Raw genomic sequence first — 18,215 nt, forward strand, 5'->3', positions numbered from 1 at the left:
AGACTATGGGTAGTCGTAACGACACTCCCCATGAACACACCACGCTACGGGCAGCGCTCCAAGATTGTCCTTTTCAAAACGCTGTCACTGTTCACTTTTTTCCCAGCACTGCTTTGCACTGCTTGCGGATTTGAAGTGCATGTTCTGCATTTGTCTCGTCGGTTCCGATCAGACAGAGCAACAGCGCTTCTTTCAGCTCTTCATATTCACATGATCGATTTTGGTTATGCCAACAATGATGCTGTCCGTCGCTATCAATTACAGTTCGGTGAAAACACTAAAACAACTGTTGACGCTCTTTGGAAACCCGAATTTCTCGCTTCTGTTCAGCCTTATCTTTTTCCGAACATAGAAAATCTAACCCATAAACTATACATAACTGCCTGCGATCTGATCGAGGGCAGGCTGGTTGACACTACAAAACTATTAATGTGGCGCAACGGGCAACTTAAAAGCTCATCTTCCGTATCTGTATGCATTGCAGCAGATCCATTCTCGTCTGTGCTCTTGAAACAGTCATCGCCGGATTGCAAAAACATATGCCCTAATTTTCTTAGCGCAACCATCGTATCATGCATCACGACATACAAGATACTCATTAAAATATTCTTTTTTATAAAAATGATTTTCATAAAGTCTTTTCAAAAAACAAAACACCCCGAAACATCGCCCTACGAACCAAACCAGCAACCACAAACACCTCTCAGGAAGGAAATCATTGTTATCGCGCATAAAGGATTATCTTCTCCACTCTATGAAAATAACAAATACTACGATGAAGATCGTCTGCCCATGACTTCTCTGGTTCACTATGAGGACGAACTGCACGTTCGCTCGCTTAGCTGGCTCAAAGGACAATACCAATCCGCAGGGGTTACGCTAAAGACGTACTCAACCAGATCCTTGAGCAAAAGCTTCAAAGCACTACAGGCACTCGCCTTGCTTCTTATTAAAAACAAAATAGCTCCTCGATCAATACATGAGACATACACATTAATATTATACACGCTAGCATTTTGCAGATATAAATCTGCCATCGATTCTTTTTCGGACACAGACGCGAAAATTGCTCTTATCTCGTATGATTTTCTATTCTCGAAATACGTTGCTCTTGCCTTAAATACCCTTAATATTAAAACAATCTCTGCACAGGAAAGATACATTACATACAACAGACTTGACGCAAAAACTATTATCGATGAATTTTTGTGTGCCAACCCTCACTCTGAATCACTTATTGCAAACCATCCACTGTGCAGCGTAAAACGCACACACTCTGTAGGATTTCATCGATCTGATATTCTCAAGAAATACATTACTGATTCGAAAGAAATAAGGAGAGATTACACGCAAATAGATGACAACAAAAAAATCTGTCTTGTTTTAAACTTTCACAGCCATGAATATTTTCACTCTGCAGGCAATCTACACATTAGCCATGTATCACTTATTGCATTTTACAATGATATTATACGCCTTTCCGATTCAATGCCAGATGTACATTTTATCATAAGAGGGAAAGACGACGAATGGTGTTCGTACCCTACATTCGCTGAAACTGTCCGCCAAATCGAATCTCGAAAAAACATAGAAATCAACAGACAGTACCGCGTGCACAACATCAGCTACAAGCTTGCAGCTATTTCTGACTTTTGCATCGCCTGCTATTCATCCATGTGCGATGAATATATCTCATGCGGAAAACCGCTTATCGTTCATGATTACAAAAAGTTCTCCTCTCACCACTTTAGCTGCCATGCCACAAACCTGCATGGCTATCCTCTATTTGCCCATTCCTATGACGACCTGGATCGCATGACCAGACGGATTGTCGAGTCAGGATTCCTAACGGATCAAGAGGAGTATTTTTCCTTCATTCGCAGCAAAATTGGCGGGCTCTCAGACGGCCATTGCCGAGAGCGGATAGTGAACTACATCTTATCATCTGCCCAGAACTGACGTTTACTTTTTGTTCAATTTTCCTTAACGTAACACCCATGCTCGACAAGCTCTTCACATCCAAAACGCGCATCAAGCTGCTCCTCAAGCTTTTCCTTAACCCTGAGGTCTCTTCCTATCTGCGCGAATTATCCAGCGAGTTCAGCCTTTCACCCAACGCGCTGAAAGAGGAATTGGACGGCCTGAGTCAGGCGGGGTACCTTGACAAGGAAAAGAAAGGACGGAACATCTACTACAAGGCCAACACACGGCATCCTTTCTTTCCGGAAATCAGCTCCATCGTGCGCAAACATTTCGGCATAGACAGGGTGATCGAGCAGATTCTCACCCACCTTGGCGACGTACAGGAAGTTTACATTCTGGACGACTATGCCAAAGGGGTGGACAGCGGCATAATTGACGTGCTCGTCGTCGGCAACGTAGACCCCAATAAACTGCACGGTGTGGCACAGCCCATAGAGAAAAAGCTGGGCAGAAAGATCAGAACCATGGTCATGCCCACCAGCGAATTTAACACAACCAGTCTGCTGGCTAAACGCCCGTATTGGAAGGCATATTAACCATGCGTCCCCCTATGACCATAGCTGCATTACGCCAAAAACTTTCAACTGGCGGGCACACCGTTGGATCGTGGATGCAAATTCCCTCGCCCGATGTAGCCGAACTTATGGGCAATTCAGGGTATGACTGGATTGCTGTGGACCTAGAACACGGCGCCTTTACCCGCAGCGATCTCCCGGACACATTTCGCGCCATTGACCTAGGCGGCTCGCTGCCTTTTGCCCGGGTTGCGGACTGCACCATGACCTCGATCAAGGGAGCCTTGGATTCCGGAGCTGCGGGTCTCATCTTTCCCATGATCGAATCCCGTAAACAACTGGACGATGCTATCAGCCTTTCTCTGTACCCGCCCAACGGAATACGCGGAGTCGGCTATTGTCGAGGCAATCTGTTCGGCAAGCAGTTCGAACAGGGCGTTGCTGCCAATCCCGACCTCTTTTTCTGTGCACAGATTGAGCACGTGCGGGCTATAGACAACCTGTCGGCCATTCTTGCTCACCCCAGACTGGACGCGATTATGGTAGGCCCTTATGACCTTTCCGGCTCCATGGGCTTGACCGGGCAGTTCGGACACTCTGACTTTACGCAAGCTCTTTCCCGCATTGCTGAATCGGCGCGATCCGCATGCATCCCCATGGGGCTGCATGTTGTACAGCCCGACGCAGCAGCACTGCGCAGCAAGATTGAGGAAGGATACCAGTTCATTGCGTACGGAATTGATTCCGTGTTTTTGTATAACAGTGCCGAAAGGCCCATCTGGTAATAGTGGTTAGACGCACCATGAAGATTACAGTATTTGGCGGAGCCGGGTTCCTCGGCTCACACGTATGCGACAAGCTGTCCGCTGCCGGGCACGACGTCGTCATCTTCGATATCCGCAAGTCACCATACCTGCGCGATGATCAGAAGATGATCGTGGGCAACATCCTTGACGAGCAAAGTGTTCTAGATTCGGTCTCCGGCGCTGATGCGGTGTTCAACTTCGCTGGCATCGCCGACATCGGTGAGGCCAACGGACGCCCCATAGACACCGTGACCTACAATATTCTCGGGAATACCATCGTCCTGGATGCCTGCCGCCAAGCCAAGGTCAAGCGATTCCTGTTTGCCAGCTCCGTTTACGTATACAGCGACTCCGGCGGATTCTACCGCTGCAGCAAGCAGGCCTGCGAGCTGTTCATAGAACAGTTTCATAAGAACTACGGACTAGAGTATACCATCTTGCGTTACGGCTCCCTATACGGCTCGCGTGCTGATGAAAAAAACGCCATTCACCGATTCGTCAAAGAAGCCCTGACCACAGGGTCTATTACCTATTACGGCTCACCCGAGGCGCTACGGGAATACATACACGTAGAAGATGCTGCCCTGACCAGCGTGGAAATCCTCAAGCCGGAATACGCAAACCAAAACATCGTGCTCACCGGACACCAGCAAATGGCCGTAGGCAACGTGCTGAAGATGATCGGGGAAATGCTGGGCAAAGATCTTGACCTGCGCTTCCTGTTCGATTCAGACAGCAACCACTATCTGATCACACCGTACAATTTTAGCCCACGCATGGGGAAAAAAATCACCCCCATCCTGCACACCGATCTGGGGCAGGGCGTTTTACGACTCATCGAGGAACTGCACCAGGAAATTAATCCCGACATGCAGAATGTCGGCGGCTATCTGATAAAAGGGTGAGCATGAACATCATTGCAGTTATTCCTGCCCGTATGGGCTCCAGCCGTTTCCCCGGCAAACCCCTTGCCGATATACACGGGGTGCCCATGATCGGCCACGTTGCCTTCCGTACCGCCATGTGCACATCACTTACCGCCACGTATGTCGCTACCTGCGACAGTGTGATCATGGACTATTGCACATCCGTTGGCCTTAAGTGCGTAATGACTGCAGACACCCATGAGCGCTGCACCACCCGCACCGCAGAAGCCCTGCTCAAGATCGAAGAAGAGCTCGGCATCAGGGCGGACATCGTGGTTATGGTACAGGGCGATGAACCCATGACCACACCGGAAATGATCGAAGCCGCCGTAAAACCCATGATCGCAGACCTTTCAATTAATGTGGTCAACCTGATGGGCGACATGAAGACCGTGGAGGAGTTCGAAGATCCCAACGAGGTCAAGGTGGTTGTGGACCTGAACAACGATGCCCTCTATTTCTCGCGCGAGCCGGTACCGTCCCGCAAGAAGGGCGTAACCAACGTGCCCATGCGCAAACAGGTCTGCATCATCCCCTTCCGCCGCGACTATCTGCTGCGCTTCAACGCGTTACCGGAAACACCGCTGGAAATAATCGAATCCGTGGACATGATGCGTATCCTTGAACATGGCGAAAAGGTGCGGATGGTGCCTTACGCGGCAAACACCCTCTCAGTCGACACGCAGCACGACCTCGACCGCGCCATCGAAATGATGAAGAACGACGCGCTGCGCAAAAAGTACAGTTAGCACCATGACTGATACGAAACGCAAACTTACCCGCCTCTATGCATGGCTTATAAGCCTGCCTCTGGTGATGCTACCCAGAAACAAGCACCTTGCCTTCCGGGCGATGCTTGCCGAAGACATGGTCCCCACAGCTACGGTGAAAACAAAGCACTCCACACTGAAACTCCACTGTCCGGGCCGCCTGTTGGCGTATAGGGCAAACACGTTCCACACAAAGGAACCCGAGACACTTGCCTGGATCGATTCCTTTGAACCGGGTGACGTCTTCTGGGACATTGGCGCAAACGTGGGCCTGTATTCGCTCTACGCAGGCAGCAGAGGCACCCAGGTACTTTCATTTGAACCGGCGGCTCCAAACTTCTATCTGCTGTGCAAGAACGTGCATCTTAATGATCTCGGAAAGATGGTCACCCCGCTCTGCATTGCCCTTGGCGGCAGCAACGGCCTGCTGCCACTCTCCATGTCCTCCATGGACCTGGGCGGGGCGGAGTTTTCTTTGAACGAGCAGGCGGGGTCGATTTCCGGTGCAGGGTCCGTGCAACTTGCTATAGAATTCAAGCAGCAGGTCATGAGTTACACCATCGACTCTCTAGTAAGGGAACAGGGCATTCCGTTCCCCAACCACATCAAAGTTGATGTAGACGGAATAGAAGAATTAATCCTTTCCAATGGTGTCCAAACGCTGGCCGATCCAAAGGTTAAAACCCTCGCGCTTGAAACTAACATGGACGATACAGGGTTTGTCGAGCGAATCACGGCACTTGTCGAGTCACTCGGCTTCAAGCTCTACCTCCGAGAACGCAGTCCTATTTTTGACAACACGCGCTACCAGAATTTCTACAACAGTTTTTACAGAAAAGTGGGACAGCCATGAAAATCGCCATCACCACCTCGTCATTTGCCAAATTCAGTGACGCGCCCCTGCAACTGCTGCGGGACGCAGGCATCGAGTACGTGCTCAACCCGCACGGACGCAAGCTGACTGAAGAGGAAACGATCGAGGTACTGCAGGGCTGCGTGGGCGTGGCTGCGGGAACAGAGCCCCTGACGGAGCGTGTCATGGCCGCGCTGCCCGAGCTCAAAGCCATTTCCCGCTGCGGCACCGGCATGGACAATGTGGACCATGCCGCAGCCAAGGCACGAGGCATTGCCGTGCGCAACACCCCGGACGGGCCCACGTTGGCGGTTGCAGAGCTCACCCTCGGCTATGCGCTCGACCTTATGCGCAAGGTCACCCAGCAGGACCGCGAGCTGCGTTCCGGCGTGTGGAAAAAGCGCATGGGCAACACCCTGAAGGGAAAGAAGCTCGGCATAATCGGCTTTGGCCGCATCGGGCAAGCGGTGGCTTCCGTGTTTGCTCCGCTGGGCGTTGAAATCGCCTTCAACGACCCTGTCGCCACATCCGACGCCTATGCAAGCAAAAGCGTGGACGACCTGCTCTCGTGGGCGGATATCCTCACCCTGCACTGCTCCAAGACCGGTGGCGAATGCTCCTTGTTCACCACAGAGCGCCTCATGCAGATGAAGAAGGGTAGCTGGGTCATCAACGCCTCTCGCGGCGGCATCATCGAGGAAGACGCCCTGTACGAACTTTGCAAATCAGGTCATCTTTCCGGTGCCGCAATCGACGTGTTCGACAAGGAACCTTACGACGGCCCTCTGAAGGAGCTGGATAGCGTCATCCTCACCCCGCACATCGGCTCCTACGCCATGGAAAGCCGCATCCAGATGGAAACCGACACCATCCTGAACCTGCTGGATGCCCTGAGGGGATAACCAATGCCCGTTTCCCTAATTGTTTTCGACTGCGACGGCGTCATCCTTGAAAGCGTGGAAGCCAAGACCCACGCCTTCGGGCAGGTGGTGGCAGAATTCGGCCCGGAAGCGGTGGCCCGCCTTATCACGTATCATAACGCCAACGGCGGGGTAAGCCGGTACAAGAAGTTCGAGTGGTTCTATGCCGAGGTGCTGGACAAATCCATCACCGAAGAACAGTCGCAGGCTATGGGGCGCAAATTCGAGGAACTTTCCTTTGCCAATGTCATGAGTGCCCCTATGGTTCCCGGGGCATTGGAGGCCATACGTTCATTCCATGGGAGAATCCCCATGTATGTCGCCTCCGGTGCGCCTCATGAGGAATTGAACGTGATATTGAAGGAACGTGGCCTCTCCGGTTATTTTGAAGGAATTTACGGCTCCCCGCCCGGTAAGACGGAGTTGTTACGCCTGTGCATAGAGCGTGCGGGGGTTCAAGCGGCGGAAACGCTTATGGTGGGCGACAGTTCCACGGACCTGAAAGCGGCAGAAGCCAACGGCACCCTGTTCTACGGGAGAGGAAAGGGCTTTGCGGACAGCGCGTGGCCATGGGGGGAAGATCTCCGACCATTGTTTCTCGACGCTGACCTTGTTTTCAATCACAGCAACAGATAGGATACCGTCTCATGCAGCGGTTTATTGATCCGAGCACACGACGCAAGAGAAAGATTATTGCGGATCGCATCAGCACGGTTGATGGCGTTCCGGTTTTTTCCATTGTCGAATTCAACATTCACGGTTCCTGTACCCGCGCCTGCCCCTTCTGCCCTTTCTACGATCCTGCCGTCTACAAGAAAAATCCTGTGGCCATGGATTTCGGCCTGTACCAAAAAATTATTCGGGAACTGGAGTCCATCCAGTACGCAGGCAAGATTCTTTACTCCGGGTTTTGTGAGCCTCTGCTGAACAAACACATCACCGAGTTCATCGCGTTCACCCGCAAAACACTACCCAACTCCCGTATTGAAATGGTGACCAATGGTGATCTGCTCACGAAGGAAGTTCTGCTCTCTCTTCTCGACGCCAGCCTGGATACCATCAACATTTCCATATATGACGGCCCGGCAGAGGCGAAACAGTTTGAGCTACTGGTTGAAGAAGCCAATGTTCCGGAAGGCGCTGTTGTTCTGCGCAGGCGATACAAGACCGAAACCAACTTTGGCATGACCATTTCCAACCGGTCCGGCCTTATCAACTCCAACGCCTATCGAGACGAGAATGAAACGCCACCGGAACTGCCGCTGCACCAGCCCTGCTACTATCCGTTCTACATGATCATGGTGGACGTGGACGGCAGCCCACTGCTCTGTCCTCACGACTGGAAAAAGCTGTCCGGATTGGGCAATCTCAAGACCGAATCCCTACTGTCTGTATGGAACAGCAAGAAGATGAACGCATGGAGAAAGCGGCTCATCAATTGCAAGCGCGATTTTGATCCCTGCGCCCTCTGTGACGTCGACGGGCTTGTCATGGGAGAAGAACATTTCCAGCTATGGAGAGAGTCTCTTGGCGAGTAGCATAGCACTGGTAACAGGAGCTTCGGGCGGCATCGGAACCGCCATCGTCAACGCTCTGCTAGCACGGGGGATACATGTTATCGCCCAGCATAACAACACCCCACTTTCCGAGAGTATAGCCGAACATCCCGGGCTGACCGCTCTGCGCTGTGATTTTGCCGATCAACAAGGGAGCCTCGCGCTTCTGGATGCCGTGCTGGCAGAACACGGCGGGCTGGATATCCTTATCTGCAACGCCGCATCCTACCACGGATATGCGTCACTGGATGATATTGCGGTACAGGATCTTGAAACGTCCTTCGCCATCAATACCTTCATGCCCTTTCTTCTCGCCCAGCGGGCGCTGCGGTATATGGAACCGCAACAGCGGGGTCGCATTCTCTTTCTCTCCAGCATCGGAGTCAAATTTGGAGGCTCCATCGCATCGCTTCCCTACGCCTCTTCCAAGGCCGCGCTGGAAACAATGACCATCACGCTGGCCAAACGGTATGCCGAACTCGGCATACCCTGCAACGCTGTACGTGTCGGTGTCACAGATACCGGGATTCATGCACGAAACCCTTCCAAGGACATGGGCAAGAGAGTATCTCTCATCCCAGCAAAGCGCATGGCCAGACCCGAAGAGATTGCCAACGTAGTATGCTACCTGACTCTGGACGCGCCAACATTTCTTACCGGGGCCGTCATTCCTGTTTCCGGCGGCGAGTAACCCGCTTTACTACCATGCAGCCACCTCCGCACCTCCGCACTCTGTTCACGGCATTCAGCGCCGTCAACCGCAAGGCCTTCGTCACCCGGCAACTCAGGTTCAACTTTGTTCTCAGCAAGGTTCCGGCGGAAACATCCCTGTTCACAGACTACCTTTCAGGAAAGGCCATCCCCAAGACAACTTTGTTGGAAACCGCAGCCTGCATCGTACGATATTACATGGTAAACATGGCCCTATTTCTATTCTTCTGCCTCACCAAACTGCTGCACATTATATCCGGCCAACGGTGTCAGATTCCGGGCCCCGACAGCGTGATCTTGGATAGTTACTGTGTCGTCCCACGCATTCTGAAGAGCGGAGTATTTGCGGATTCCTATTTCGGTGATATCGCCCACGTGCTGGAACAGCAACGCACCCCCATAGTGTACCTCCCCAGACTCTATGGCTCGCGCAACCCCCTGACCTACATAAAGCTGTTCGTTCTGCTGAAAGAATCTGGAGCGAATGTCCTTACCGAATATCAACTGATTTCTCCCCGCCAGCTTCTCAGCCTGTGGTGGGACCTGCTCTCCATGCCGTATCATGTCCTGCGCCTGTGCGGCGATCTGGACCCGACATCCCGAGAACAGGCATTCATACGCCACGCCCTAATACGTGGACTACGAAGCGGACACCTTGACCCATGCTCGCGCTACTGGGCAGCCATGCGACTTGGCAGCCAGCTTGATGCCACGGCAAAACCCATCAGTTGGTATGAAAACCAGTCCGTTGACAAAGCCTTTTCGCGCGGATTGCGCGATGGCGGCTTCAGCGGCAGGCACTACGGCGCACAGTTGCTTGTCTGGCCCGCAACGCTGCTTAATACCCACCGTGATACGGTTGATGAAGTCTACGACATGACACCCGACATTGTTGTCGTGAACGGACCTTATTTTCTTCCCGACGACGATAATGACGGGCAAAGCGTCTACCGCTGCGGCCCTTCTATGCGTTACAAACACATTTTTGAACGTGCCGCAACGCGCAATCTGCAAGGCCCAGCAACGGTTCTGCTGTCCTATTTCCATGACGAAACCTTACGAACCCTGCAGGCCATTCGACCACTGTTCTCCAAGATTGGTCTGCGATTCAAGTTTCATCCCGCAACCAACCCCCAACGCTATAGGGAATTTCTTCCCGAAAACGCGACCATCGTCACGGGATCTCTCATTTCCGCCATCGAGGGCTCGTCCGTAGTCATCGGGTCCGGCACCGGCACTCTTGCAGAAGCCGTAGCGCTCGGCATTCCCGCCATTACCGTGGAAAGCCCGGACCGCTTCTGCCACAACTACCTGCCCCCGTTCGGCAAGGGCATTCTCTGGGAGGTATGCAGTGCTCCCGAACGTATCGACACCGTACGCAGCACCCTGCTCTCTGCAACCTCCCCGCAACAGCGTGAGGATATGCGCAGGCAGTTCAGGGACCTGCTTTTCCGTGACCCCACAGAGGAAGCAATCCTCGAGGCTTTTGACCTGCGGCCCAATGCAGCGTAATCTAGCACCCCATCCATACACCTATACGGGATAACACTGATGAAAACCATCATCCTCTGCGGCGGCAAGGGCACCCGCATGCGCGAAGAGACCGAATACAAACCCAAGCCCATGGTGGAAATTGGTGGCAAGCCGGTCATGTGGCACATCATGAACCGCTACGCCCGGTATGGTTATAAAGATTTCGTGCTGCCGCTGGGTTACCGGGGCGAGTACATCAAGCAATATTTCTGGGAATACAAGATACGCAACACAGACTTCACCGTAGACCTTGCCAGCGGCGAGGTGCAGACCCACAACGCCTGCTGCACGGACTGGAAGGTCACGCTCTGCGATACCGGCGAAGACACCCTTAAGGGCGCGCGCATCAAGCAGGTTGCCAGATACATAGACACGGAGCGCTTCATGGTCACCTACGGTGACGGCGTGTCGGATATCGACATAGACGCCCTTGTTGCCTTCCACAAAAAATCCGGCAAAATAGGCACCTTCACAGGCGTCCGCATGCCCTCGCGCTTCGGCACCGTGAAGACCGATGACGAAGGCAATATCACCTCGTGGCAGGAAAAGCCCGTTCTGGACGAATACATCAACTGCGGCTTTTTCGTTTTCAAACGCGAGTTTCTGGACTACCTCAATGAAGACCCTGAATGCGACCTGGAAAAGGAACCGCTCATGCGCCTTGCGGCGGAAGGGCAGCTTTCCATGTATCCGCATCCCGGTTTCTGGCAGTGCATGGATACCCTGCGCGACTACCAGAATCTGAACGCGCTGTGGAACAAGGGCAACGCCCCCTGGACCAAGTAGCCAGCGCATTTCAAGAGGGGCAGCCCTGCTTTCGGGAAATGCGGTGAACGACATGCCGGAATCATGGCCACGGTCATAGATTGCTGGTTGTGATTGTTCCGCACCACCCGCAAGGCGGCTTGCAGCAAACAGACAGCGTATACAGCTTCCGCGGGTGCAGGGGAAGTATCCCCCCTGCCGGCCCCTGCCGGGTGAAGGGCAGAGCCCTCCCCGCCGGAGGCACAACCATACCTCCTCAGGAGTTTCCATGACGGTTTTCGGCGGCATCTATTCGGGCAAAAAGGTTCTGGTCACCGGTCACACGGGCTTCAAGGGTTCGTGGCTCACAGCGTGGCTGCTTTCCCTCGGTGCCGAGGTGGCGGGCTATTCACTGGATGTTCCCACCTCTCCCGCCAATTTCGAGGTCCTGGAACTAGGCAGGCGCATTACCCACATTCAGGGCGACATCCGCGACCGTGCCGCACTGACCAAGGCCGTACAGGATTTTGCGCCCGATGCCATCTTCCATCTTGCGGCGCAGGCACTGGTGCGCGAATCTTACCGCGAACCTGCCTACACCATTGAAGCCAACGCCATGGGCACTCTGAACGTGATGGAGGCTGTACGACTTACGCCCTCCGTGCAGGCACTGGTGCTCATCACGTCCGACAAAGCCTACCGCAACGATGAGTGGGTATGGGGCTACCGCGAAACCGACCACTTGGGCGGCGAAGACCCTTACTCCGCCTCCAAGGGCTGCGCAGAAATCATCGCGCACTCCTACATGCAGTCCTTTTTCGGCAACGGTCCCCGCTCCGCCACCACGCGGGCAGGCAACGTCATAGGCGGCGGCGACTGGGCAGCAGACCGCATCGTGCCGGACTGCGCCCGCGCATGGGCCAAGGGCGAACCCGTCTCCATCCGCAGCCCGTGGGCCACACGCCCGTGGCAGCATGTTCTGGAACCCCTTTCCGGCTACCTCTGGCTGGGCGCAAAGCTGCTGGAAAACGCACAGGGCCCCTTCCCGCTGGACAAGCAGGCCTTCAACTTCGGCCCCGCGGCAGACGTGAACAACCCCGTGGCCGAGGTGGTGGACGCCCTTGCCGCCTACTGGTCAGGCTTCTCCAGCGAGATGGACCGCAGCGGCTGCGCGGGCATGAAGGAATGCACCCTGCTCAAGCTATGCTGCGACAAGGCGCTTTCGCACCTGCAATGGCGTGCGGCCATGCCCTTTGCGGAAACCATCCGCTTCACGGCGGAATGGTACCGCGCCTACTACCGTGAACAGGCAGACATGTTCGCCTTCACCATGGCCCAGATTGCGGAGTATACTGAAAAAGCGAGGGCACAGGACATAGCATGGACCCGGTAGCCGCCATAGACGGGGTGGAGCGCATCCCCCTGCGCCAGATTCCCGCAGAAGGCGGTGCCGTGCTGCACATGCTGCGCGCCGATGCGCCGCACTTTACCGGCTTCGGAGAGGTCTATTTTTCCGAATGCCTCCCCGGCGCGATCAAAGCTTGGAAGCGCCACAGGGAAATGACCCAGAATTTCGCCGTGCCTTCGGGACGCATACGCGTGGTCATCTATGACGACCGGGAAAACTCGCCCACGCGCGGCACCGTGGCGGAACACACGCTGGGCAGGCCCGATTCCTACTGCCTGCTGCGCATTCCGCCCATGGTCTGGTACGGCTTCACGGCGGCGGATGCAGCGGGCGGCATCATCTGCAACTGCGCGGATATGACCCACCGCCCGGAAGAATCGGAACGCATCGCGGCAGATTCGCCCGCCATTCCCTATGTCTGGCCGGAGTTGCGGGAAGCGGTTCCCGGCAGCCCGCCAAAGGAGCGTTAATCCATGCCAGAACAATCCGTGCTTATCACCGGCGGTGCCGGCATGCTGGCGGGCAGGCTGGCCGCCAACTTTCGCGCTCAGGGCTGGGAAGTGCACGCCCCCTCCCGCACCGACCTGGACATAACCGACGAAAACGCCATCCTCGCCTGCCTGCAAAGCATCAGGCCCTCCGCCGTGGTCAACACGGCAGCCATGCTGGTGGAACCCTGCGAGGCAGACCCCAAGGCCGCGTTCCTCATAAACGCGTGGAGCGTACGCAATCTGGCCCGCGCCTGTGACAGGCTGGGCACTCAGCTGGTGCAGATTTCCACCAGCGGCGTGTTCGGAGACGTGGTGCGGCCCTTCCACGAGTTCGACCCCGTAGTCAACAAAACCCGCTACGCCGCTTCCAAATACGCAGGCGAAACGTTTGCCCGCGAATGGTGCGAACGGCACATCATCCTGCGCCTCGGCTGGCTGTACGGCGGCGGCATGGACACCAAGCGCGACTTTGTGACAGCCCGCCTTGAGGAAGCTGCTGCAAACCCCGTCATGCGCTGCGCGGCAGACAAATACGGCTGCCCCACCAATGCGGACGATGTGGCAGTCACCCTGCTCTCCCTGCTGGACGGAAACATCTACGGCGTGTTCCACTGCGCCAACACGGCAGACTCCCCCTGCGCCCGTGCCGACTACGTGGAGGCCATCCTCAAGTCCGCAGGAAGTGATACCCGCGTGGAGCGGGTAAGCTCCTCAAGCTTCCCCCGCGCCGCCAACGTGCCGGACTGCGAATGGCTCACCAGCTACGCGCTGGAATATGCGGGCATTCCCCTCCTGCCCCACTGGCGGGAGAGTCTGGAACGATACATGTCCCAACTGCCGCGCTGACGGCATCCGGAGGCCCCATGCACCCCCGCTACGTCATCCTCGGTTCAGGCGGACACGCCCGCGTGCTGCTCGATACCATGCGCTGCCTCGGGCTCGATGCCGCCGCGTTTTCCGATGTCCGTCCGGATCTCGTGGGCGGGCAGCTGAACGGAGTTCCCATCGTGGCTGAGGCGGAACTGGCCGAAGGCGCATCCGGGGCGTTCCCGCCGGATGCCACCCTGCTGGTCAACGGCATAGGCGGCGTCAAGGACATGTCACCCCGGCGCAATGTGTTCCGGCGTTTCAGGGAGCTTGGCTACTCCTTTGCCACGCTGGTGCACCCCGCAGCCTTTGTGGCGGCGGACGTGCAGCTTGGCGAAGGCGCACAGGTCATGGCAGGAGCCGTGCTCATCACGGGTGCCACCGTGGGAGAAAATTCCATCATCAACACCCGCGCCTGCGTGGACCACGATTGCTCCATCGGCGCGCACTGCCACATCGCTCCGGGTGTCACCCTCTCCGGTTCCGTTACCGTGGGCGAATGCACCCTTGTGGGCACGGGAGCGGCGGTCATACAGGGCATCCGCATCGGCTCGCGCTGCGTCATCGGCGCAGGTGCCGCCGTGGTGAGCAATATTCCCTCGCACAGCACCGCCACGGGCGTTCCCGCCCGCGTGCATCCCCCCTCGCTTCCCAAATAGAAAAGGGCGCAACATTCACTGCTGCGCCCTGCCTACTGCGAATATCTGCGGCGGCTGACGTTACGCCACCCCGCGCAGGGTGCATTCTTCCAGCGCTTCCAGCGCGGCAAAGACCAGATTGGGCACTTCATCACCGGGCACGGGGCGTGAAAACAAAAAGCCCTGCCCGCTCTCGCAGCGCAGTTCAGAAAGCATAATCCGCTGCTCTTCCTCTTCCACGCCTTCCGCCACCACTTCCAGCCCCAGCGAATGCGCCAGTGCCACCACGGCCTGCACAATCTTGAAGTTACCCGGCTCGCGGCTCATCTTGCCCACAAAGCTGCGGTCCACCTTCAGCGTGTCTATGGGAAACGCCTGCAGGTACGAGAGCGAGGAGTAGCCGGTGCCAAAGTCGTCTATGCACAGCTTCACGCCCAGCTCTTTCAGGCGTGCAAGGGTCATGTTGGCAAATTCCGGGTTGCCCATGAGCATGGTTTCCGTCACCTCCAGCCGCAGGCACTGGGGCGGCAGGGCAGTTTCGCGCAGCACCTCCGCCACCTGCTCCACCATGCCCGGCTGCGAAAGCTGCCGGGCAGAAAGGTTCACGCTCACCACCATGTCTTCAAACTCGGGGTAGGTCTCCCGCCATCGCGCCATGGTCTGGCAGGCGTCCATGAGCACCCACTTGCCAATGTGCATAATCTGCCCTGTTCCTTCCGAAATGGGAATGAACTCCGTGGGCGAAACGGTGCCCTTGTCCGGGTGATTCCAGCGCACCAGCGCCTCAAACCCGGTAATGCGACGGCACGTTATGTTCACGATAGGCTGATAGACAAGAAAGAATTCGTCGCGTTCCAGTGCCCGGTACAGGTCCATCTCTATGTGCATCAGGTTCATGGCCCGTTCAAGCATGGAGGGGTCAAACACCACAAGGTTCCCCCACCCTTCCTCGCGGGCCTGATGCATGGCAATGTTGGCATTGCGCAGCATCTCGTCTGCCGTGGCGTAGGAGGCATCGCCCATCACCACGCCAAAGCTGCCCGTCACCCGCACAACGCGCTGCCCTATGGCCAGCGATTCTTCCACGGCATCCATTATCCGCCGGACAATGATCTGCACCTCGCGCAGCGATTCCACCTCTTCCAGCAGAATCACAAACTCGTCGCCCCCAATGCGCGAAACCGTGTCCATGGCACGCACCTCGCGCACCATGCGGCTGGCAGTGTCCCTGAGCACCTGATCGCCTATGGCCTGTCCCAACGAGTCGTTAATGACTTTAAACCGGTCCAGGTCCATGAACACCAGAGCAAAATCGGCCCGCTCCTTGCGCTTGGCGCGCTCAAGGGCGCGGCCTATGCGGTCCATGCACAGGGTACGGTTGGGCAGGTCGGTCAGCGGGTCGTGCCATGCCTGATGCTTGAGCTGCATGGTCAGCATCTTGCGCTCGGAAATATCCCGGCAAGTTGCCCTGTGACCCAAAAACTCGCCGGAATCCCCTTCCACGCGGCGCACCAGAAACTGAATCCAGCGCTCACGCCCATCCGGCGTACGCAGGCGAAACTCCGCCTCGCCCGCACGGGCACCGCCCAGCATCATGGCCTGCAGCTTGCGCCATACGGGCACATCCGCTTCATGCATGATGGCGGCAAAAAAATCGGGATTTTTATAAAACTGTTCGGGACCGTAGCCGCACACCCGCTCACAGGCGCGCGAGACGAACTCCATGCCGCCGTCAGGGGCAATCCACAGTTCCCAGTTGTACAGATGCTCCGCCAGCACTGAGAAACGCTGGCGGCAGTGTTGCAGGGCTCGGTGCAGCGCACCGTCCCCGGAGTTTCCTGCGATTGCGTCCCCCGACTCGCACGCAGAACACCCTCCGTCAGGCATTGTATCTGCCATGACTCTAACCTCGCAAAGGCAAAGCGTCGGGGGCCGCACTATAAAACACCCCGAAAAAACCACATTCCCTATTCACATGCCACAATCTGGCGTATACAGTCTGTAGGCATTCACCCCGAATAGCTATATCCCCACGCGTGCAGTAATACATATGCCCCGGAATAACAAGCCCGGCTCATCGTCATACAATACAGGATATTAACAATGAACCACACACACCTCCGCATCGGCCCGCACCGGTTCTGCCGGACACATCGGATACACGGGTCTTTCCTGCTGCTTCTGCTGCTCTGGGCCGCAGTCTTTGCCGTCCCCGGCACTCCATGCGCACAGGCGCAGGAAGTGCCCGCCACCGCCGTTGCCCGTATTGCCCTGCTGCCGGAAACCCGGCAGGCCGTAGGTACTGTCCGACCACGCACAGAAACCCGCATAGAGGCGCAGATCACCGCCCGCATCCTCGAAATACGTGCGCAGTCCGGCAGCCGCGTCAACCGGGGCGATGTGCTGGTGGTGCTGGATACCCGCGAACTGGAGACCCTTAGCGGGCAGGCACAGCAGGGCATCTCCTCCGCGGCTGCTGCCACACGGCAGGCGCGGCAGGCCCTTGCCGCAGCAGAGGCGGAATTCGTCAAGGCAGAGGCCCACTACCGCCGCATCCGCACCCTGTATGAAACAGGCACCGTGGCCCGCAGCGAAATGGATCAGGCAGAAGCCGCCTACGCGCAGGCAGAGGCAGAAGTACGCCGCGCCCGCGATGGTGTTTCCGGGGCGCAGTCCGCAGAGTCACGTGCGGGCAAGATGCGCGAACAGGCGCAGATAGCGCTGGAATACGGCGAAATCCGGGCACTGGATGACGGCGAAGTGGTCCGGCGCGAGGCAGAACCGGGCGACCTGGCCTTTCCCGGCAAAACCCTGCTCATGCTGCAGACCGGCGGTTCCCTGCGGCTGGAAGCTCAGGTGCGCGAAGGACTCATCGGCAGGGTACGTCCCGGCACCCCGCTTTCCGTCATCATCGGCTCTCTTTCCGATGCCCCCCTCACCGGCACGGTGGAAGAAGTGGTCCCCGCCGCAGACCCGCTCTCACGCACCTTTGAAGTACGGGTAGGGCTGCCTGCGGTGCCGGGACTCTATCCCGGAATGTTCGGCAGGCTGCTCATCCCCGTGGGCGAAAGCGAAACCGTGCTCATTCCCGCCGCAGCCGTTTCCCGCGTGGGGCAGCTAGAAACCGTGCGCGTCCGCGAGGGAGAGCAGGAAACACCGGTCTATGTGAAGACAGGCCGCACGTATCCCGCAGGGCAAAGCGGCACATATGACGAGGTGGAAATCCTGTCCGGTCTGCGCGGCGGTGAAACCGTGGTGCTGGAGGCAGGCCATGCACGATAAGGATACCATGCCCGAAAAGCCCCTGTCGGAGCAGCCAGACGCCTCTCCCGCCCCGGATGATGGGGCAAATGATGCGGCAGATGATGCGACATCGGGGCAGCCGGCACATTCCGATGCGGCTGCGGATGCGAACGCTGAAGTGTTAACCGGCACTGCAACCGATACGGCAAACTGTGCGACAATTCACACGACAGCCGACGCGACAGCCGATT

Annotated in this window: 18 protein-coding genes; 17 read left to right on the forward strand and 1 reads right to left on the reverse strand. The window is 56.5% G+C overall.

Annotated features, from left to right (window positions below; all coding sequences use genetic code 11):
* Positions 1-30: 30 nt before the first annotated feature.
* The 16 genes from HUV26_RS13960 to HUV26_RS14035 all read left to right on the forward strand — a co-directional run bounded on the left by HUV26_RS13960 (position 31) and on the right by HUV26_RS14035 (position 14,742).
* Complete coding sequence (locus tag HUV26_RS13960) at positions 31-1,959, forward strand: hypothetical protein (RefSeq protein WP_174410749.1); 1,929 nt, start codon at positions 31-33, stop codon at positions 1,957-1,959.
* Positions 1,960-1,997: 38 nt separating this feature from the next.
* Positions 1,998-2,519 (forward strand): winged helix-turn-helix domain-containing protein, encoded by a 522-nt coding sequence (locus HUV26_RS13965; RefSeq protein WP_174410750.1) that lies wholly within the window; start codon positions 1,998-2,000, stop codon positions 2,517-2,519.
* A gap of 14 nt (positions 2,520-2,533) precedes the next feature.
* Complete coding sequence (locus HUV26_RS13970; protein WP_174410751.1) at positions 2,534-3,283, forward strand: HpcH/HpaI aldolase family protein; 750 nt, start codon at positions 2,534-2,536, stop codon at positions 3,281-3,283.
* A gap of 17 nt (positions 3,284-3,300) precedes the next feature.
* Positions 3,301-4,209 carry an NAD-dependent epimerase/dehydratase family protein gene (locus HUV26_RS13975; protein WP_174410752.1) on the forward strand — a complete coding sequence of 303 codons (909 nt, stop codon included), beginning with the start codon at positions 3,301-3,303 and terminating at the stop codon, positions 4,207-4,209.
* Between the two features lie 2 nt (positions 4,210-4,211).
* Positions 4,212-4,979, forward strand: coding sequence for a 3-deoxy-manno-octulosonate cytidylyltransferase (locus HUV26_RS13980; protein WP_174410753.1), 768 nt, complete (start codon positions 4,212-4,214; stop codon positions 4,977-4,979).
* A 4-nt stretch (positions 4,980-4,983) separates the two neighbouring features.
* Positions 4,984-5,853, forward strand: coding sequence for an FkbM family methyltransferase (locus tag HUV26_RS13985; RefSeq protein WP_174410754.1), 870 nt, complete (start codon positions 4,984-4,986; stop codon positions 5,851-5,853).
* Positions 5,850-6,755, forward strand: a complete 906-nt coding sequence (locus HUV26_RS13990; protein ID WP_174410755.1) for a phosphoglycerate dehydrogenase — start codon at positions 5,850-5,852, stop codon at positions 6,753-6,755. The genes HUV26_RS13985 and HUV26_RS13990 overlap by 4 nt, the downstream gene beginning before the upstream one ends.
* 3 nt (positions 6,756-6,758) lie before the next feature.
* A complete protein-coding gene (locus HUV26_RS13995; protein WP_174410756.1) occupies positions 6,759-7,409 on the forward strand; it encodes an HAD family hydrolase in 651 nt (216 codons plus the stop codon).
* Positions 7,410-7,420: 11 nt separating this feature from the next.
* Entirely contained in the window at positions 7,421-8,311 is an 891-nt protein-coding gene (locus tag HUV26_RS14000) for a radical SAM/SPASM domain-containing protein (RefSeq protein ID WP_174410757.1), read from the forward strand.
* A complete protein-coding gene (locus HUV26_RS14005; protein ID WP_174410758.1) occupies positions 8,301-9,020 on the forward strand; it encodes an SDR family NAD(P)-dependent oxidoreductase in 720 nt (239 codons plus the stop codon). Before HUV26_RS14000 ends, HUV26_RS14005 begins: the two co-directional genes overlap by 11 nt.
* Before the next feature lie 14 nt (positions 9,021-9,034).
* The gene (locus HUV26_RS14010; protein ID WP_174410759.1) at positions 9,035-10,552 is read left to right on the forward strand and encodes a glycosyltransferase family protein; all 1,518 of its coding nucleotides are present in this window, start codon (positions 9,035-9,037) and stop codon (positions 10,550-10,552) included.
* A gap of 39 nt (positions 10,553-10,591) precedes the next feature.
* A complete protein-coding gene (gene rfbF, locus HUV26_RS14015) occupies positions 10,592-11,359 on the forward strand; it encodes a glucose-1-phosphate cytidylyltransferase (protein WP_174410760.1) in 768 nt (255 codons plus the stop codon).
* Positions 11,360-11,606: 247 nt separating this feature from the next.
* Positions 11,607-12,710 (forward strand): CDP-glucose 4,6-dehydratase, encoded by a 1,104-nt coding sequence (gene rfbG / locus HUV26_RS14020; RefSeq protein ID WP_174410761.1) that lies wholly within the window; start codon positions 11,607-11,609, stop codon positions 12,708-12,710.
* A complete protein-coding gene (locus HUV26_RS14025; protein WP_174410762.1) occupies positions 12,698-13,195 on the forward strand; it encodes a cupin domain-containing protein in 498 nt (165 codons plus the stop codon). The genes rfbG and HUV26_RS14025 overlap by 13 nt, the downstream gene beginning before the upstream one ends.
* 3 nt (positions 13,196-13,198) lie before the next feature.
* The gene (locus HUV26_RS14030) at positions 13,199-14,062 is read left to right on the forward strand and encodes an SDR family oxidoreductase (protein ID WP_174410763.1); all 864 of its coding nucleotides are present in this window, start codon (positions 13,199-13,201) and stop codon (positions 14,060-14,062) included.
* A gap of 17 nt (positions 14,063-14,079) precedes the next feature.
* A complete protein-coding gene (locus tag HUV26_RS14035; RefSeq protein WP_174410764.1) occupies positions 14,080-14,742 on the forward strand; it encodes an acetyltransferase in 663 nt (220 codons plus the stop codon).
* A 60-nt stretch (positions 14,743-14,802) separates the two neighbouring features.
* Here the strand turns inward: HUV26_RS14035 and HUV26_RS14040 are convergent, their stop codons facing one another.
* The gene (locus HUV26_RS14040; RefSeq protein WP_243451402.1) at positions 14,803-16,620 is read right to left on the reverse strand and encodes a putative bifunctional diguanylate cyclase/phosphodiesterase; all 1,818 of its coding nucleotides are present in this window, start codon (positions 16,618-16,620) and stop codon (positions 14,803-14,805) included.
* Between the two features lie 204 nt (positions 16,621-16,824).
* On the opposite strand from HUV26_RS14040, the gene HUV26_RS14045 reads away from it, so the two are divergent.
* Positions 16,825-18,003: an efflux RND transporter periplasmic adaptor subunit gene (locus HUV26_RS14045; RefSeq protein WP_174410765.1), complete on the forward strand. Its 1,179-nt coding sequence runs from the start codon at positions 16,825-16,827 to the stop codon at positions 18,001-18,003.
* The last annotated feature ends 212 nt before the right edge of the window (positions 18,004-18,215 follow it).

The sequence above is a fragment of the Desulfovibrio psychrotolerans genome (genome assembly GCF_013340305.1).
Classification (GTDB): domain Bacteria; phylum Desulfobacterota; class Desulfovibrionia; order Desulfovibrionales; family Desulfovibrionaceae; genus Halodesulfovibrio; species Halodesulfovibrio psychrotolerans.

Bases quoted from the DNA above. Each gene is read 5' to 3' on its own strand.
- HUV26_RS14035 (WP_174410764.1), top strand. From the start codon at position 14,080: ATGCACCCCCGCTACGTCATCCTCGGTTCAGGCGGACACGCCCGCGTG.
- rfbF (WP_174410760.1), top strand. From the start codon at position 10,592: ATGAAAACCATCATCCTCTGCGGCGGCAAGGGCACCCGCATGCGCGAA.
- HUV26_RS14010 (WP_174410759.1), top strand. From the start codon at position 9,035: ATGCAGCCACCTCCGCACCTCCGCACTCTGTTCACGGCATTCAGCGCC.
- HUV26_RS14030 (WP_174410763.1), top strand. From the start codon at position 13,199: ATGCCAGAACAATCCGTGCTTATCACCGGCGGTGCCGGCATGCTGGCG.
- rfbG (WP_174410761.1), top strand. From the start codon at position 11,607: ATGACGGTTTTCGGCGGCATCTATTCGGGCAAAAAGGTTCTGGTCACC.
- HUV26_RS14025 (WP_174410762.1), top strand. From the start codon at position 12,698: ATGGACCCGGTAGCCGCCATAGACGGGGTGGAGCGCATCCCCCTGCGC.
- HUV26_RS13990 (WP_174410755.1), top strand. From the start codon at position 5,850: ATGAAAATCGCCATCACCACCTCGTCATTTGCCAAATTCAGTGACGCG.
- HUV26_RS14000 (WP_174410757.1), top strand. From the start codon at position 7,421: ATGCAGCGGTTTATTGATCCGAGCACACGACGCAAGAGAAAGATTATT.
- HUV26_RS13995 (WP_174410756.1), top strand. From the start codon at position 6,759: ATGCCCGTTTCCCTAATTGTTTTCGACTGCGACGGCGTCATCCTTGAA.
- HUV26_RS14045 (WP_174410765.1), top strand. From the start codon at position 16,825: ATGAACCACACACACCTCCGCATCGGCCCGCACCGGTTCTGCCGGACA.
- HUV26_RS14040 (WP_243451402.1), bottom strand. From the start codon at position 16,620: ATGGCAGATACAATGCCTGACGGAGGGTGTTCTGCGTGCGAGTCGGGG.
- HUV26_RS13975 (WP_174410752.1), top strand. From the start codon at position 3,301: ATGAAGATTACAGTATTTGGCGGAGCCGGGTTCCTCGGCTCACACGTA.
- HUV26_RS13970 (WP_174410751.1), top strand. From the start codon at position 2,534: ATGACCATAGCTGCATTACGCCAAAAACTTTCAACTGGCGGGCACACC.
- HUV26_RS13965 (WP_174410750.1), top strand. From the start codon at position 1,998: ATGCTCGACAAGCTCTTCACATCCAAAACGCGCATCAAGCTGCTCCTC.
- HUV26_RS13985 (WP_174410754.1), top strand. From the start codon at position 4,984: ATGACTGATACGAAACGCAAACTTACCCGCCTCTATGCATGGCTTATA.
- HUV26_RS13960 (WP_174410749.1), top strand. From the start codon at position 31: ATGAACACACCACGCTACGGGCAGCGCTCCAAGATTGTCCTTTTCAAA.
- HUV26_RS13980 (WP_174410753.1), top strand. From the start codon at position 4,212: ATGAACATCATTGCAGTTATTCCTGCCCGTATGGGCTCCAGCCGTTTC.